At 69.8% G+C, this 14,652-nt stretch carries 13 protein-coding genes; 5 read left to right on the top strand and 8 right to left on the bottom strand.

Annotated features, from left to right (window positions below; translation table 11 throughout):
* Positions 1-13: 13 nt before the first annotated feature.
* On the top strand, positions 14-187 hold the full coding sequence (locus FOH10_RS34715; protein ID WP_162836502.1) for a hypothetical protein: 174 nt from the start codon (positions 14-16) through the stop codon (positions 185-187).
* A 120-nt stretch (positions 188-307) separates the two neighbouring features.
* Positions 308-946, top strand: a complete 639-nt coding sequence (locus tag FOH10_RS06890) for a TetR/AcrR family transcriptional regulator (protein WP_143980086.1) — start codon at positions 308-310, stop codon at positions 944-946.
* On the opposite strand, the gene FOH10_RS06885 is transcribed toward FOH10_RS06890, so the two are convergent.
* Genes FOH10_RS06885 through FOH10_RS34710 form a run of 3 tightly spaced genes read right to left on the bottom strand, consistent with a single transcriptional unit; the run spans position 915 to position 3,439 of the window.
* On the bottom strand, positions 915-2,138 hold the full coding sequence (locus FOH10_RS06885) for an acyltransferase family protein (protein ID WP_143980085.1): 1,224 nt from the start codon (positions 2,136-2,138) through the stop codon (positions 915-917). The two genes, FOH10_RS06890 and FOH10_RS06885, sit on opposite strands and share 32 nt — an antisense overlap.
* Positions 2,138-3,043 (bottom strand): SGNH/GDSL hydrolase family protein, encoded by a 906-nt coding sequence (locus FOH10_RS06880; RefSeq protein WP_143980084.1) that lies wholly within the window; start codon positions 3,041-3,043, stop codon positions 2,138-2,140. Before FOH10_RS06880 ends, FOH10_RS06885 begins: the two co-directional genes overlap by 1 nt.
* A gap of 12 nt (positions 3,044-3,055) precedes the next feature.
* On the bottom strand, positions 3,056-3,439 hold the full coding sequence (locus tag FOH10_RS34710; RefSeq protein ID WP_186000744.1) for a hypothetical protein: 384 nt from the start codon (positions 3,437-3,439) through the stop codon (positions 3,056-3,058).
* A gap of 204 nt (positions 3,440-3,643) precedes the next feature.
* Between FOH10_RS34710 and FOH10_RS06870 the strand changes: the two genes are divergently transcribed.
* Complete coding sequence (locus FOH10_RS06870; protein ID WP_143980083.1) at positions 3,644-5,335, top strand: hypothetical protein; 1,692 nt, start codon at positions 3,644-3,646, stop codon at positions 5,333-5,335.
* Positions 5,336-5,371: 36 nt separating this feature from the next.
* Here the strand turns inward: FOH10_RS06870 and gndA are convergent, their stop codons facing one another.
* From gndA to FOH10_RS06845, 5 genes are all read right to left on the bottom strand, one after another.
* A complete protein-coding gene (gene gndA, locus FOH10_RS06865) occupies positions 5,372-6,814 on the bottom strand; it encodes an NADP-dependent phosphogluconate dehydrogenase (RefSeq protein ID WP_186000743.1) in 1,443 nt (480 codons plus the stop codon).
* A 67-nt stretch (positions 6,815-6,881) separates the two neighbouring features.
* Positions 6,882-8,150: a cytochrome P450 gene (locus FOH10_RS06860; RefSeq protein ID WP_029932614.1), complete on the bottom strand. Its 1,269-nt coding sequence runs from the start codon at positions 8,148-8,150 to the stop codon at positions 6,882-6,884.
* Positions 8,151-8,172: 22 nt separating this feature from the next.
* Entirely contained in the window at positions 8,173-9,477 is a 1,305-nt protein-coding gene (locus FOH10_RS06855) for an NAD(P)/FAD-dependent oxidoreductase (protein ID WP_143980082.1), read from the bottom strand.
* Entirely contained in the window at positions 9,474-10,694 is a 1,221-nt protein-coding gene (locus FOH10_RS06850; RefSeq protein WP_143980081.1) for a cytochrome P450, read from the bottom strand. The genes FOH10_RS06855 and FOH10_RS06850 overlap by 4 nt, the downstream gene beginning before the upstream one ends.
* Positions 10,691-11,929, bottom strand: a complete 1,239-nt coding sequence (locus FOH10_RS06845; protein ID WP_143980080.1) for a cytochrome P450 — start codon at positions 11,927-11,929, stop codon at positions 10,691-10,693. Before FOH10_RS06845 ends, FOH10_RS06850 begins: the two co-directional genes overlap by 4 nt.
* A gap of 216 nt (positions 11,930-12,145) precedes the next feature.
* Here FOH10_RS06845 and FOH10_RS06840 point away from each other — a divergent pair, with 216 nt between their 5' ends.
* Both FOH10_RS06840 and FOH10_RS06835 read left to right on the top strand, forming a co-directional pair.
* Entirely contained in the window at positions 12,146-13,825 is a 1,680-nt protein-coding gene (locus tag FOH10_RS06840) for a fatty acyl-AMP ligase (protein ID WP_143983903.1), read from the top strand.
* A 36-nt stretch (positions 13,826-13,861) separates the two neighbouring features.
* A complete protein-coding gene (locus FOH10_RS06835) occupies positions 13,862-14,650 on the top strand; it encodes a ferritin-like domain-containing protein (RefSeq protein WP_029932619.1) in 789 nt (262 codons plus the stop codon).
* Positions 14,651-14,652 lie beyond the last annotated feature (2 nt).

Below are 14,652 nucleotides of genomic sequence, written 5' to 3'. Positions count from 1 at the left end.
GGAGGTTGCAACGGTGTCGTACGAGCAGGACGGTATGCACCGACGGCGGATCAGTGTGGCCGATATCGCGGCCCAGCCGGGGGGCATGGAGGCGCTACAGCGCCGGGTTCACGAATTACGCACCAATGGAATCGATTTCGCGGCGAATGCGATCGAGCGGGAAATGGCCGCACTGAACGTGCGCTGACGCTCCCGACACGAACCGGTGGGGCGAGGAGTCCGCGCCACGCGGCGGCGGTGCGATGAAATAATGACGCACGCCTTACCGCATCGACGCGGTCACCCCAACCGATCGACTGGAGATTCGATGCCTTCCGTGCCCAGCATGCTGCAGCGCATTCTCGACAAGCCGCGCCAAGACGGCGAGCAACTGCTCGAGAGCGCACTGTCCGCCTTCCTGGATTTCGGGATCAAGCGGACCAGCATGGGTGAGATCGCGCGCCGTGCGGGCATCAGCCCGGCCACCCTCTACCGCCGCTTCGAATCCAAGAACGAACTCGTCGAGGCCGTCAGCGTGCGCGAGGCACAGCGCTTCGTCGCCGAAATCGACAAGCGGGCGCAGGCATTCGACTCGACCGAGGACCAGCTGGTGGAGACCTTCGTCGCCTTCATCACCGCGCTGGCGCGCAATGAGCTGCTGCGGCGACTGCTGCGCACCGAACCCGATCTGGTGCTGCCCCGCCTCACCACCGAGGCCGGGCCGATCCTCGAGGTCGGCCGTGTCTATCTGGCGGGCAAGTTGCGCGAACTCCAGTCCGCCCAGGACACCACCGACTTCGACGCCGACCTGGTCGCCGAGATCATGGCGCGGTTGGCGCTGTCGCTGGCCCTGACGCCGGACGGCCTCATCCCGCTCGGTGACGCGCAGGCGGCCCGGGACTTCGCCCGCCGCACCCTGCTGCCCATGGTGGGCGTCAAGCCCGCCGTCCGGCGAAGCGCTTCATGATCGGCACATCGGCCCAGTGATACAGCGCGGCCGCCGCCACCAGTGACAGCACCAGGCTCAGGGCCGCGAACCCGGCCCAGCCGAGAACGCCGAACTGGTTGCCGCCGATGAGATGTCGCGTGATCACCACCATCACCGGGAACTGGATCAGATAGAACGCGTACGACACATTGCCCAGCCACACCATGCGCGGATGGGCATTCACTCCGCGGATACCCGCCAGATCCCGCGCGGCGAGCGTCGCCACGACGGCCGTCATGGGCACCAGCAGCAGCGCCGACATCTTGTAGTTCACCGGCACCACCCAGGTGGCGGCATAGGCCACCGCCAAACCCAGCAGCGGCGGACCGAGACGCGTACTGCGCCAACGCCCTTCGATCACCATGCGGGCGGCCAGCACCCCGAGGAAGAACTCCGGCAGCCGCGACAGCGGGAAGTTGTAGCTCAGCCAGTACGACGGCGAGACGGGGATATCCGGTTGCGCGAACCAGCGCGGATCGGCATGCAACTCGAACAACGGCGAAGCGTCCCCGGGCAGCAGCCGCGGCGCGAAAGCGTTCGCGATCCCCTTCGGCCCCGGCACCCACAGGTAGTAGGCCGTGTGCAGCGCGAAGATGAACAGCACCAACAGCCCGGCGGCCACCAGCAGCCGCCGGGTCGGGATCCGCCGAATCAGCGGGAACACCAGCGGAAAGCACAGATAGAACAGCATTTCCGAGGCCAGCGACCATGCGGGCACATTCAACCCGCCCACCGTGGTCCACTTCGGCACCCAGGTGTGCACCAGCAGCAGATTCGGCACCCACACCACCAGCCGCGACAACGGCACACTCGCCGCCACCACGAACACCGCCGCCGCCAGCACATGCGTGGGGTAGATCTTCAACACCCGCCGCCGGTAGAACCCCCGCACCGACGTCCCCGGGCGATACGACCAGTAGATGATGAACCCCGACAACACGAAGAAGAACGTCACCCCCGCCGCCCCCAACTGCATCGGCACCAGATTGTGCACCTGCCGGAACAACTCCGACTTCTGGAACGGATACACCGGCAGGAACACCAGGGCGTGCAGCGCGAACACCGCGAACGCCGCCCACCAGCGCGCCCCCGTCAACGACGGCAAGGCGGGCCGCCGCTGCGCCACCGACGCGACCGCGCCACCCGCGGCGGCGGGTGCGACCTCGACCATCAGCGCCCGACCTGGGCATGGATCCCGTCGGCGACCACCGCGTCACCCTGTTCGGAGGGATGGAACGGAATGGCGTCGGGGTCGCGCGGATCCTGGAAGTCGTTGATCCACGGCTCCGGTGAGCACAGCCCGTGCCCGGCCGTCGCCGCCCGGGTGTCGTAGAAGTCGATCTCGAGCAGCCGCGCCGCCTCCCGTTGTGCGGTGTCGAGCCGGTTCACGAATTCGATCGCCGCCCGCCCGCGCGGCTGCACGAAGCGTGCGACGCCGAAGGCGTCGAAGCACACCGATTCCGGTCCCGAGCCGAACAGTTCGGGATAGCCGACCAGGAGAATGCGGGCATGGGGTGCGTAATACTTCACGTACTCCACCACCGGGCGAATCCGGGCGGCGTAGGCGGCGCCGGTGACCTCCCGGTAGTCGGGGATGCGCCCCTGTTCGGCGGCATCGGGCCCACAACCCTGGATGAGATTGAGCACGCATTGTTGCAGCGCGAACCACATGGTGGTCTCGTGCGCGCCCCAGCGGTCGTTGAGTCCGAATTGCAGGGTCACCAGTTCGGTGCGCGGACCGAACGCGCCCTGCTTGTCGGCCTGTTTGGCCTCCCAGGCGGCGGTGTAGTTCGGCGGTGTGTCGAGCGAGGCTCCGGGACAGGACATATCGAGGAAGTCCGAGGTGCCCGCCACGCCCATGCGCTGGCTCAGCTGGGTGGGCCAGGAGGTCTCGCCGTGCCAGCAGTCGATGGTCTCGGACTCCAGTATCCAGGCATTGGAACTGAACGAATCACCGAGTACGACAAGTGTTTTGCCCTCGGCGGGCGCGGCGGCGCCGACCCCCGCCCCCGTCCCGGACACGGCGAGCGCCAGTACCGCCGCCGCTACCCAGCGGGCACCGATCCACTTTCCCACCCGTGCCCCCGCTCAGTATCCGGCTCGCGGCTCGAATCCCGGATCCGGCAGCGTCGGAGCGGGTTTCGGCGGTTCCGGCGCCGGCTGCTGCACCGCGGGCACGGTCGGGGCGGCGGGCGGAGCGGGGGCCTGCGGCGTCTGCGCGGCCGGCGCCTGCGGCACGACGGTGGTCGTCGGCGCGGGGGCCTCCGCGGGCGGCGGCACCGGCGACGGCTCCGAAGTCGGCTCCGAGGTCGGTTCGGCCACGGTCGAGGGCAGCACACTGCTGGACGGCGCCGGGACCCGCTCGTCATCACCCCCGGAACATGCCACCGCACCCGACAGCAGTGCGATGCCGCCGATCACCGCCACCGCGCACCGCGTCACCGCGAGCCGACCTCGGATCCAAGACTTCATATGAACCTCGTACATAGATCTGAAACAACTACAGTTCACTAGGCCGAGAGTGTAAGCGCGCCGACACACGACCCGGACCGGTTCCGCGATCATTTCCCACCCGGCGCCCACTGCACATCCCCGAATTCCGTGGGCGGCGTGGCCGAATGCCCTGCGCAGCGCGCCCACCCGGCGTAAATCCGCCATCCTTCGTAAGCTGCCGCCATGACGAGATCGCACGCCACCCCCGCCGAGACGGCGCGGTATTGGGCCCGCTATCCCGACCGGCACGGCTGGGCAGCGGGCGAGAAGGCCACCACGGTCGTGCGACGCCGGATACTGCCCGACCGCGTCTACGACGAATCGTTTCGCACCTGGGGCGGCTGGGCTCCCACCGCGACCCTCTACGACATCGACGACCCGCGCCCTTCGACGGTGCCGCATCTGGTGGAGATCAGTGCCGCCGACGCCGATCTGCTGCTGGGTGACCGATTCGGCGTGATCGGCGCGACCGGACAGGCGGAGTCGGTGATCGAGACCCCGGAACTGCCTGCGGCGGAGGCGGATTCGCTGCGCGCCCACTGGGACCACCTCACCCGGGTCGCGGCCGCGACGGCGAAGACGCTCGACGAGCTGCTGGACGAACTGCCCGCGTCCTGGGCCGCACGCCGGGTCGACCTCGCCCCCGTGAAATCACCCGAGTCGGTGCGCCGCCAGGTCGCGGTGCTGTGTTCGGAGGGCGTCGCGCTGCCCACCGCCCTGCGCGTGATCAACGACATCATCCGCTTCACCGTGGTACTCGACGCCGACGCCTACCCCGAGGCCGTCGCGCGGATCACCGCCCTGCTGGCGGCGCGCGGATGCACTCCGGTCCCCGGCTCATCGGCGGACTCCCGGGAGAATCCGCGCTATCGCGTCCGTCGCGCGGTGTGGACCGCCCCGGACGACCCGGCGCGTTTCGAGATCCAGTTCCACACCGCCGCCAGTCTCACGAACCGGGAACGCGACCAGCAACTGCACGACTTCGCCCGGCAGTCCGAACTCTGGCCCGCCGACACCCATCCCGGCGGGGCGGCCTTCGTCCGGCACAGCTCGTGGTGGTGTGTTCCCGAATCACCGGAGAACGGCCGTGCGGTGGCCGCCCTGCTCGGCTACCCCACCGGTGAAGAGGCGCTGCGCGATCTGGTGGCCGCGCCCACCCGCCTGGCCTATCTGCTGAACTTCCCGACCAACGACCTGTACCCGCTGCTCCAGGTGCGCCGCCTGATCACGGCCTTCGTGACCGGTCCCCCGGTGCCGCCGGTGGACGACGCCGACGCGATGGCGGCGGCGACGGTCGCGCTGACCTCGGTGCTACGGTCCGAGATCGGCGAATCCGACGGCAGCGCGGTGATATTCGGCGTACCGCATCCGACCGCCGACGATGCGATTCTCGAGATTCGCCGGGCCGCCCGCCTGCTCATAGGCGCGGCCGTCGTGCGGCGCGGCGATCTGGACGGCCAGCGGTGTCCGCGCGCCGCCGCCCCGGCCGGATCCAAGGCCGAGGTGGTCGCCGCCCTGCTGGGTCTCGCGGAGGCCGAGAGCGTGTACCGCGAACCCGCGCTGGCCGCCCGCCGACTCGCCTATCTACTGGGCATTCCCGCCCGCAACCCCACCGCGCTGCGCGTCCTCGCCAGCGTGCTGGAGGTGTTCGTCGAGCAGGCGCGGATCCCACCGCTGGGCCATACCGACGAACTGGTGGTGCAGACCGACCGGGTGGCGGGGGCGGCCACCCCGGCGGATTCGGAGCTCTACCGCACGGCGGCCAAGGGTCTCGGCATCTCCGACCTCAGTGCCGACGGCGCCGGAATCTACCGAATCTGTTCCCACGCGGCGGTTTTCCTGTTCAAGGCGGTGTTGATCCGACGGATCGACTGAGCGACCGCGGGCGGCGCGCCCCGCGGCCGCCTCGCTTCACGCCCGCACTTCGCTGCGGTCTCCGCTCCAGAGGGTGTGGAACTTGCCCTCGGCGTCGACGCGTTCGTAGGTGTGTGCGCCGAAGAAGTCGCGCTGTCCCTGGGTGAGGGCGGCGGGGAGGCGTTCGGCGCGCAGGGCGTCGTAGTAGGACAGCGAGGACGCGAACGCCGGGACCGGGATGCCGAGCAGGGTGGCCGTCGACACCACCCGTCGCCAGGAATCGATCGCGGTCTCGATGGCCGCACGGAAGTACGGGTCCAGGATCAGGCTCGGCAGTTCCGGATTCGCCTCGTAGGCTTCCTTGATCCGGTTGAGGAACCGCGCACGGATGATGCAGCCACCGCGCCAGATGGTGGCCATGTCCCCGGGGTTCAGATCCCAGTCGTATTCGGCGGACCCGGCCGCGATCTGGTCGAAGCCCTGGGCGTAGGCGACGATCTTGGAGGCGTAGAGGGCCTGGCGGATGTCCTCGGTGAACCGCGCGGTATCGGTGGGCCGCTCGGCCAGGGTGCCCGCGGCCAGCCCGCGCGCGGCCTGGCGCTGGGCGCGTGAGCCCGACAGCGCGCGGGCGAACACCGCCTCGGCGATACCGGTGACCGGAATGCCGAGATCGAGCGCGGACTTGACCGTCCAGCGGCCGGTGCCCTTCTGCTCGGCGGCATCGACGATCACATCGACCAGGGGCTTGCCGGTGGTGGCGTCGACCTGGTTCAGGACCTCGGCGGTGATCTCGACCAGGTAGGACTCCAGATCCCCGGAGTTCCAGTCGGTGAACACGTCGGCGATCTGCTTGGCATCGAAGCCGAGCGCGTCGCGGAACAGGTGGTAGGCCTCGCCGATGAGCTGCATATCGGCGTATTCGATGCCGTTGTGCACCATCTTCACGAAGTGCCCGGAGCCGTCGGGGCCGATGTGGGTGCAGCACGGGGTGCCGTCGACCTGCGCGGCGATGGACTCCAGCATGGGGCCGAGGGATTCGTAGGACTCCTTCGGACCGCCGGGCATGATCGCCGGGCCGTTGAGCGCGCCCTCCTCACCGCCGGAGATGCCCGCGCCGACGAAGTTGAGCCCGCGCGCGGCCATCGCCTGCTCGCGGCGGATGGTGTCGGTGTAGAGCGCGTTGCCGCCGTCGATGATGATGTCGCCGGGTTCCATGGCGTCGGCGAGTTCGGCGATCACGGCGTCGGTGGCGTCACCGGCCTTGACCATGATCAGCACCCGGCGGGGGCGTTCGAGCGCGGCCACGAATTCGGCGATGGTCTCGGTGCGCACGAAATCGCCCTCGTCGCCGTGTGCGGCGAGCAGGGCGTCGGTCTTGGCGACACTGCGGTTGTGCAGGGCAACGGTGTAGCCGTTGCGCGCGAAGTTGCGGGCGATATTGCTGCCCATGACCGCCAGGCCGGTGACACCGATCTGGGCACGCGCTTCCGAGGTCGCCATGAAAGAGCCTCTTTCCGTTCGACAGGTGTGAATGCGAGGCAAACCCTACCTGGACGGCGCGGCCGGATCACCGGGCGGTGAACTCCACCGGCAGCCGCTCCAGACCGCGGATGACCACATTGGGTTTGAACACCGGCTCCGCCGTGCACAGACTCATATCACCCACCTTGCGCAGCAGCACCTCGAGCAGGACCTCCATTTCCAGCAGTGCCAGCGGCGCACCCAGGCAGTAGTGGATGCCGAGGCTGAAGCCCAGATGCTTCTTGGCGGGACGCATCGGATCGGAGTAGCGCGCGACGTCCATGCGGTCCGGGTCGGAGTAGGCGTCGGCGTCGCGATTGGCCGACGTGATGAGCACGACCACGCCCTCACCCGGTTCGAAGTCGTGGCCCGCCACGGTGAGCGGCCGGGTGGCGGCCCGGGTGGTCATCTGCACCGACGGGTCCAGGCGCAGCAGTTCGTCGGGCGCGCTGGCCAGCAGGTCGGGTCGCTCCCGCAGGACGGCGAGCTGGCCGGGATCGCGCAGCAGCCGCAGCATGCCGGTGCCGATCAGGTTGGCGGTGGTCTCGTGCCCGGCGACGAAGGTGGTGATGCAGGTGGCGAGCAGTTCCTGTTCGGTGAGCACGTCACCGCGGTCCTCGACCTGGGAGAGCACGCTGAGCAGATCGTCGGCGGGTTCGGTGCGGCGCTGGTTCAGCAACTCCCGGAAGTAGGCCATGAATCCGCGCGAGCCCGCGCTGCGCGCCCGCAGCGCCTCCTCGGGCAGGGTGTAATCGTGGTCGAAGCCGCGCGCCAGATCCTGCGACCAGCGGTGCACCTGGGCGTAGGCGTCCTGCGGCACCCCGATGAGCTCGCAGGCGACGATGAGCGGCAGCGGGTAGGCGATCATCTCGACCAGATCGAATTCGCGGGCCTGGAGCGCATTGTCGATCAATTCCTCGCACAGCAACTCGATGCGCGGGCGCAGCCGGGTGACCATGCGCGGGGTGAAGCCCTTGGTCACCAGATTGCGCAACCGGGTGTGGTCCGGCGGCTCCATCCACAGGAACGAGGTGGGGAGTTCCTCGGCCGCGTCGTCCGGGGAAACGGTGGGATGCATCATGGCCGCCTCCTCCGCGTGGCTCCACGCGGTGGTGGACAGCACCGCCGCGCAGTCCTCGTAGCGGGTGAGCACGTGGTGCCCCAGCGGGGTGCGGTGCAGCGGCCCGGCCTCGCGCAACACGCGGGCCGGGGTGTAGGGGTCGGCGCGGCCGTCCGGTCCGAAGACCTGCGCCATGGCGGTGAGGACGGCCGAATCCGGTTCGGCGACGGCGGCGTTCGCGTGCGGTGCGGACATGTCGAGCCCTTCTGTGAGAGGTCTACCGGAGCGCTGCGGCGAGGGGGTTGCCGCGCAGCAGGATGCGCCCCGCCGTGCGGGGATCGGCGAGTGCGGCGGGCGGATCGACCAGATGCGCGACCCGCATGAAGGCGCGCGCCACCACCGGGTCGCCGTGCGCGACCCGATGCGCTTGCGCCACATAGGCATTGGTGAGCCGGGTGCGTACCGTGCGCGGTCCGCGCACCCCCGGGTGCCGCAGATCCGAGCCGGTCGCCATGCCCCAGGCAACGGCGGTGGCGTCGGCGGCGGCCCGGTAGAAGCGGGCGGGAAGGTCGGCGGGAGCGGCGTCCAGGCTCGCGCGCAGGGCGCGGGCCTGGAGTGCGGCGACCGTCATCCCCTGCGCGTAGAGCGGATTGAAACTGCACAGCGCGTCACCGAGCACGATCAGTCCCGCCGGTGGTGCGGCCAGCTGGTCGAACCGCCGCCGTACCGCGGTGCGGAAACGGTAGGGCGTCGGCGCGTCGACAGCCTCGGAGGCGGTGATGATGTCGTGGATATCGGGGGCGTCCAGACCGGCCGCGAAGCGTTCGAAGCCCGCGGCGTCCACCGGCGGGTGGTCGCCGACCATGCCCGCGAGCGTGACGTGCCAGCGGTCGCCCTCCACCCGCACCGCACCGCCGCCGCGCCCGTCCGCACCGGTGGAGATGATGACCGAGGACTGCCCGCCCAGCTGTCCGGGCCGATGCCGGTAGAACCGGGAGGCGTAGCCGAGATCGATATCGAGGCGTTCCTCCCGGGGCGCTCGCGTGCCGAGCGCGGTCAGCCAGTCCCGGATACGGGAGCCCCGTCCGGCGGCGTCGACGACGAGGTCCGCGCACAGGGCCGGTTCGCGGTCGGTGGCGACGGCGGACACCCGCCGCGCGTCCCCGACCAGACCGCGCGCCGAGATCCGTTCGCGCAGTTCGATATTCGGCAGCGCGAGGGTGCGGTCGCGCAGCACCGACTCCAGCAGCGGCCGGGTGGCGATGGCCGAGGTGAGTCCGGTCGGGGTGGCGGCGAGCCGGGAACCGCCCACGTACCATCGGGTTCCGACCAGGACCTCGGCGGTGGTGGCCCCGCGCCGCACCAGATCGTCGGTGTAGCCGGGATACAGCTCCTCGATGATGGTGCGGCCCCGGTCCAGCAGCCCGTGCAGATGCCCGGCCTGCGGCACTCCGCGCCGTGGGCCGGTTCCCACCTCGTCGCGTTCGAGAACGGTGACGCGCGAACAGGTGTCGGCCAGCACCCGGGCCGCCAGCAGTCCGGCGACACCGGCTCCGATGACGACCGCGTGCCCGCCGTTCACAGCCGCACCGGCAGCGCCATGACGCCGCGGTGGATCAGGCTGGGCCGGTATTCGACGGTGTCGGTCTCGAGGTGCAGTTCCGGTGCGCGCGCGAGCAGCGTGCGCAGCGCCGCCTCGGCCTCGATCCGGGCCAGTGGCGCGCCCACGCAGTAGTGCACGCCGAGACTGAAGCCGAGATGCTTACGCGCGGGCCGGTTTCCGGCGTAGCGGGTGACGTCGAAGGTGTCGGCGTCCGGATACACCCGGTCGTCCCGGCTGGCCGAGGCGGTGAGCACCACCACCCCGTCTCCGCGCCGGAAGCGGTGCCCGCGCACCTCGGTGTCGGCGAGCGCGACCCGGATGGTGAACTGGGTGGGGGCGTCGTAGCGCAGCATCTCGTCCAACGCGGGCCCGATGAGTTCCGGTTCCTCCCGCAGTCTGCGCAACTGCTCGGGATGCCGGAGCAGGGCCAGCATGCCGTTGCCGATCAGGTTGACGGAGGTCTCCATCCCCGCGACCAGAGTCAGCACCGACATGCCGATCACCTCGGGTTCGGTGAGCGTGTCGCCGTCCACGCTGGCGGCGACCAGCTCGCTCAGCAGGTCCGGGGTGGGGGCGGACTTCTTCGCGGCGATGAGGGCGGCGAAATGTCCCATGCACTCCATGGCGGCCGTCCCGCGCGCGGCGATGGCGGCGGCGTCCAGCAGGGAATCCGGATCGCTGCCGCGGGCGATGGCCAGCTGCCACTGCCGGAAGCGGTCACCGTCGGCCGGATCGGCGCCCAGCAGTCGCACCGGAACCATGGCCACCGCGAGCGGCACCGCGAGATCGGCCAGCACATCCAGGCCGCCGCGCTCGACCGCGGCGTCGACCAGGTCGTTCACCACCGCCCCGGCGACCGGTACCAGCTCGGCCATCATGCGCGGGGTGAACGCCTTGGCCACCAGCTTGCGGTAGCGGCCGTGCTCGGGCGGGTCCATGCGCACGAACGAGCCCGGAATGGCCGCGGTGGTGTCGCGGAACGGGCTGATGCCCGCGGCGTAGCCGTGCCCCCAGTCGGCCCCGGTCAGAATCTCGGCGCATTCCTCGTACCGGGTGACCAGAGTGACCGGTACGTCGCCGAATTCGTAGGGGAACAGCGCGGCGGCGTCGCGCACCCGCCGATAGGCCGGATACGGGTCGGCGCGGAACTCGGGATCGAAGGCGTCGAAGGTGATGTCGGGAACGGCGGTGCTCATCGGCCCTCCAAGCGGACTCGCAGCTGTGACATGCCGCGCACGACCACATTCGGCCGGTACGGCGGTTCCTCGAGCAGGGTCAGCGACCGCACGCGGGTGGCGATGGCGCGCAGCACCGTCTGCATCTCCAGGCGGGCCAGCGGCGCGCCCAGGCAGTAGTGCAGCCCGAGTCCGAACGACAGGTGCCGTTCGGGACGGTGTCCGGGCTGGAAGCGGGTGATGTCGAAGCGGTCGGCCACCGGGAAGGCCGCCGGGTCCCGATTGGCGGAGCCGAGCAGGACGATCACCGCCTCGCCGGGAGTGAAAGTCCTTCCGCCGACGGTGATCTCGTCGTGGGCGGTGCGCGTGGTGAGGTGGACCGGCGGGTCGTAGCGCAGCACCTCGTCGACCGCCGAGGCGCTCAGTTCGGGGTGATCGCACAGCCGCCGGAACTCGGCGGGATGGCGGATCAGCGCCAGCACGCCGTTGCCGATCAGGTTGACGGTGGTCTCGTGTCCGGCGACCACCAGGATGAGCAGGGTGCCGATGAGTTCGGTCGGGGTCAGCCGCACCCCGGATTCCTCGGCCTGCACCAGTGCGGTGATCAGATCCGCGCGCGGTGCGCGACGCCGCTGCTCCACCAGATCGCCGAAGAATTCCGTGAATTCGTGCACGGCGGCGGTGCGGGCGGCCAGGTCCTCCGGGGAGAGCAGCAGATCCGGATCCAGCCCCCGGGCGATGCCCGCGGACATGGCCCGCACTCGCTGGTGCGCCTCGGCCGGAACCCCCAGCAGTTCGCAGATGAGGGTGAGCGGCACCGGATACGCCAGCGCCTCCAACACCTCCACGTCGCCGTCGGCGAGCATGCGCGTCAGCAGGTCGTCGACCAGTTGCTCGGCCCGCTCGCGCAGCCCGTGCACGGTGCGTGCGGTGAACGCCTTGCCGACCAGTCCGCGCAGCCGGGTGTGGTCCGGCGGTTCCATCCAGAGGAAGGAGCCGGGCAGTTCCACATCGCTGTCGCCGTGCAGCAGGTCGGGTTCCTCGGCGTGGCTCCAGCGCGCGTCCTGCAGAATGGCCTGCGCGTCCACGTGCCGGGTCACCAGCTGGGTATCGTGCGGACCGGGCACGAAAGGCCCGGCCGCGCGCAGGATCTCATAGCTGTCGTAGGGATTGTGCCGCATCTGCGGCGCGACGCTGTCGATCACGGCCCGCTGCACCGGGGTCAATTCCCGCACCGCGGAATGGTCCGAACTCACCGGCAACTCCTGAAAAGAATTCCACGCGATAACTGTTTCGGCGTCCATCCTGCGGGCACTATCGCCCGGTCGACCGGCGCGATCGGCCACGCCTATCGCGCCATAGCCGAATTCGGTTATCGCACACGACGATTGGCCGATCGGCGCTGGTTATCAGCGCTCAGGATTCAGCGGCAGTTCAGGGCTCGGTCACCATTCGCTGCTGTCGTGGCGGATATGAATTCCTCGAATTCGCCCGATACGCTGCCGGGCCGTTTCGCGGGTATCGCGACCGACCATCCCCGGGTTTCGGCGACATTCTGGTCATCGGCCGAGAGCATCACCTACGCCGAGCTGGACCGCCGCGCCCGGGTGGCCGCGACCGAGTTGATCCGGCGCGGGCTGCGCCGCGGCGAGCCGGTGGGCATCCTCTCGCCCAACGCACCGGAATTCCTGATCGCCCTGTTCGCCGTCACCGCCGCCGGTGGCGCGGCCACTCCCCTGCCGCTGCCCGCCGGTATCCGGCACGCGCGCGGCTATCCCGAGAAACTGGCCGCCATCTCGGCGGCGGCGGGGATGCGGACCATCCTGATCTCGCCGCAACTGGCCGAGCTGGTGCCGCTCGTCGGCACCGCGCTGGACGTCGAATTCCTGGATGCCACCGCACTGTACGAGCGTGGCCTGCCGGAGAACTCGGTGCTGCCGGGAGAGTCTGGGCTGCCGACCGACCTCGGCCCCGACGATCTCGCCATCGTGCAGTTCACCTCGGGCAGCACCGCCCTGCCCAAGGGGGTGCGCCTGACGCACGCCAATGTGCTGAGCGGCCTGGCGGCGATCCGCTCCGGCATCGACCTGAGCCTGGACGACCAGGGCGGATTCTGGCTGCCGCTGTTCCACGATATGGGTCTGTTCGGCACGCTCTCGGCGATCCTGCGCGGTATTCCGGCGCACATCTGGTCGCCGGTGGCGTTCGTCAAGGATCCGGCGCGCTGGCTGCGGGAGTTCGCCGCCAGCGGCACCACCATCACCGCCATGCCCAATTTCGGGTACGAGGCACTGCTCGCCGCGGTGCCGCCGGAGCGGGTGGCCGAGTACGACCTGAGCCGCTGGCGCATCGCGTTCAACGGCGCGGAACCCATTTCGCACGCGGTGGTGACGCGGTTCCGTGAGCGCTTCGCCCCGGCCGGTTTTCGCGAAAGCACCATGTTCGGGGTGTACGGCATGGCCGAGGCCACCCTCGCGGTGACCTTCCCGCCGCTGGGCCGCACCCCTGTCTTCGAATGGGTGGACCGCGAACTGCTCTCCGATGCCGCGGTGGCGCACACCGTGTCACCGGAGCAGGCCGATGCCCGCGCGGTGGCGGGAGTGGGCGCACCCGTGGCGGAGATGGAGATCCGCATCGTCGCCACTGATTCCGGTATCGACCTGCCCGACGGCTGGGTCGGCGAGATCCTGATCCGGGGCGCGGCGGTGACCGACGGCTATCTCGTGGTCGACCCGGAGAGCGTGGCGGACCGCTTCGAGGACGGCTGGCTGCGCACCGGCGATCTCGGATACCGCCGTGCCGGTGAGCTTTTCGTCACCGGCAGGTGCAAGGACATGATCACCGTGCGCGGCGTGAACTATTACGCCCAGGATGTCGAGGCGGCCGTGCGCGACCTCGACGGCGTGTACCAGGGCCGCTGCACCGCCGCCGTCGATCCCGACGGTGATGATGTCATCGCCCTCATCGCCGAATCCGAATACACCGGCGCGACCGCCGATTCCCTCGCCGACGCCATCCGCGCCCGCATCACGGCCGATCTCGGCCTCGCCGCGGTGCGGGTGCACCTGGTCGCGCCGCGCACCATCCCCCGCACCAGCAGCGGCAAGCTCCAGCGGCTCGCCGCCCGCGACCTCATCGCCCAGCACCCCTGACGCCCAACGCTATTCGCCCCGACCCCAGGAGTCCCCGTGCACAGCTACGACGTCTTCCGCCACTACGAGCGCCTGCATTGGAAGCTGGGCGACCTCGCCCTCGACACCGTCGACCCCACCCTGGTCCGCCCCGAGTACGTGACCCTGGCCAAGAGCGCCGCCATGGGCGAATCCAATGTCATCGCCGCCGTGCACGGATTCCTCCAGGAGTTCGTGGACGACTACGACTTCTCCACCTTCGCCGTGGTGTGGGGCTACCAGGAGGTGCAGCATCACTACGCCTTCCGCTCCTGGCTGCGCGCCATCGGCGAGGATGTGGCCGATACCGCGGTGGACGCCATGCGCGAGCCGTACGCCCCCGGCACCACGCCCTCGGCGACCCTGGCCACCAATATCATTTCCGAACTCACGGTCAATCACGTCTACCGCGCGGTGTCGAACTGGGTGGCCGAACCGGTGCTGAAGAACCTGCTGCTCGACGCCAGTCGCGATGAGGCCGGGCACGCCCGGGAGTTCATCCACTACACCACCGAGCGGCTGCGGCGACGGCCCGAGGAGCTGCCGTCGGTGCTGGAGACGCTGTACGTGTACAGCTCCGAGGCCAAGATCAAGCATCCGGTCAGCACCTTCAAGGCCGGCATCGCGGAACTGGGCGATCACGAGACCATCGACACCGGATTCGAGCTGTTCCTGGCCGAGGTGGCCGCGGAGGGCGAACTCGACGTGCTGCACGACAAGGTGCGCCGCACCTTCGCCGGAATCACCGGCCTGGATCTGTCCAGCAATGCCAAGGTGCGCCGCGCACTGGCCGATGTGATCGCCTAGCC

It is taken from the genome of Nocardia otitidiscaviarum, assembly GCF_007362295.1.
Lineage (GTDB): Bacteria > Actinomycetota > Actinomycetes > Mycobacteriales > Mycobacteriaceae > Nocardia > Nocardia otitidiscaviarum.
This window is presented reverse-complemented; position numbering and strand designations above follow the sequence as displayed.

Coding starts and splice junctions, on each gene's coding strand:
- FOH10_RS06840 (WP_143983903.1), top strand. CDS start 12,146: ATGAATTCCTCGAATTCGCCCGATACGCTGCCGGGCCGTTTCGCGGGT.
- FOH10_RS06870 (WP_143980083.1), top strand. CDS start 3,644: ATGACGAGATCGCACGCCACCCCCGCCGAGACGGCGCGGTATTGGGCC.
- FOH10_RS06890 (WP_143980086.1), top strand. CDS start 308: ATGCCTTCCGTGCCCAGCATGCTGCAGCGCATTCTCGACAAGCCGCGC.
- FOH10_RS06850 (WP_143980081.1), bottom strand. CDS start 10,694: ATGAGCACCGCCGTTCCCGACATCACCTTCGACGCCTTCGATCCCGAG.
- FOH10_RS34710 (WP_186000744.1), bottom strand. CDS start 3,439: ATGAAGTCTTGGATCCGAGGTCGGCTCGCGGTGACGCGGTGCGCGGTG.
- FOH10_RS06885 (WP_143980085.1), bottom strand. CDS start 2,138: ATGGTCGAGGTCGCACCCGCCGCCGCGGGTGGCGCGGTCGCGTCGGTG.
- FOH10_RS06860 (WP_029932614.1), bottom strand. CDS start 8,150: ATGTCCGCACCGCACGCGAACGCCGCCGTCGCCGAACCGGATTCGGCC.
- gndA (WP_186000743.1), bottom strand. CDS start 6,814: ATGGCGACCTCGGAAGCGCGTGCCCAGATCGGTGTCACCGGCCTGGCG.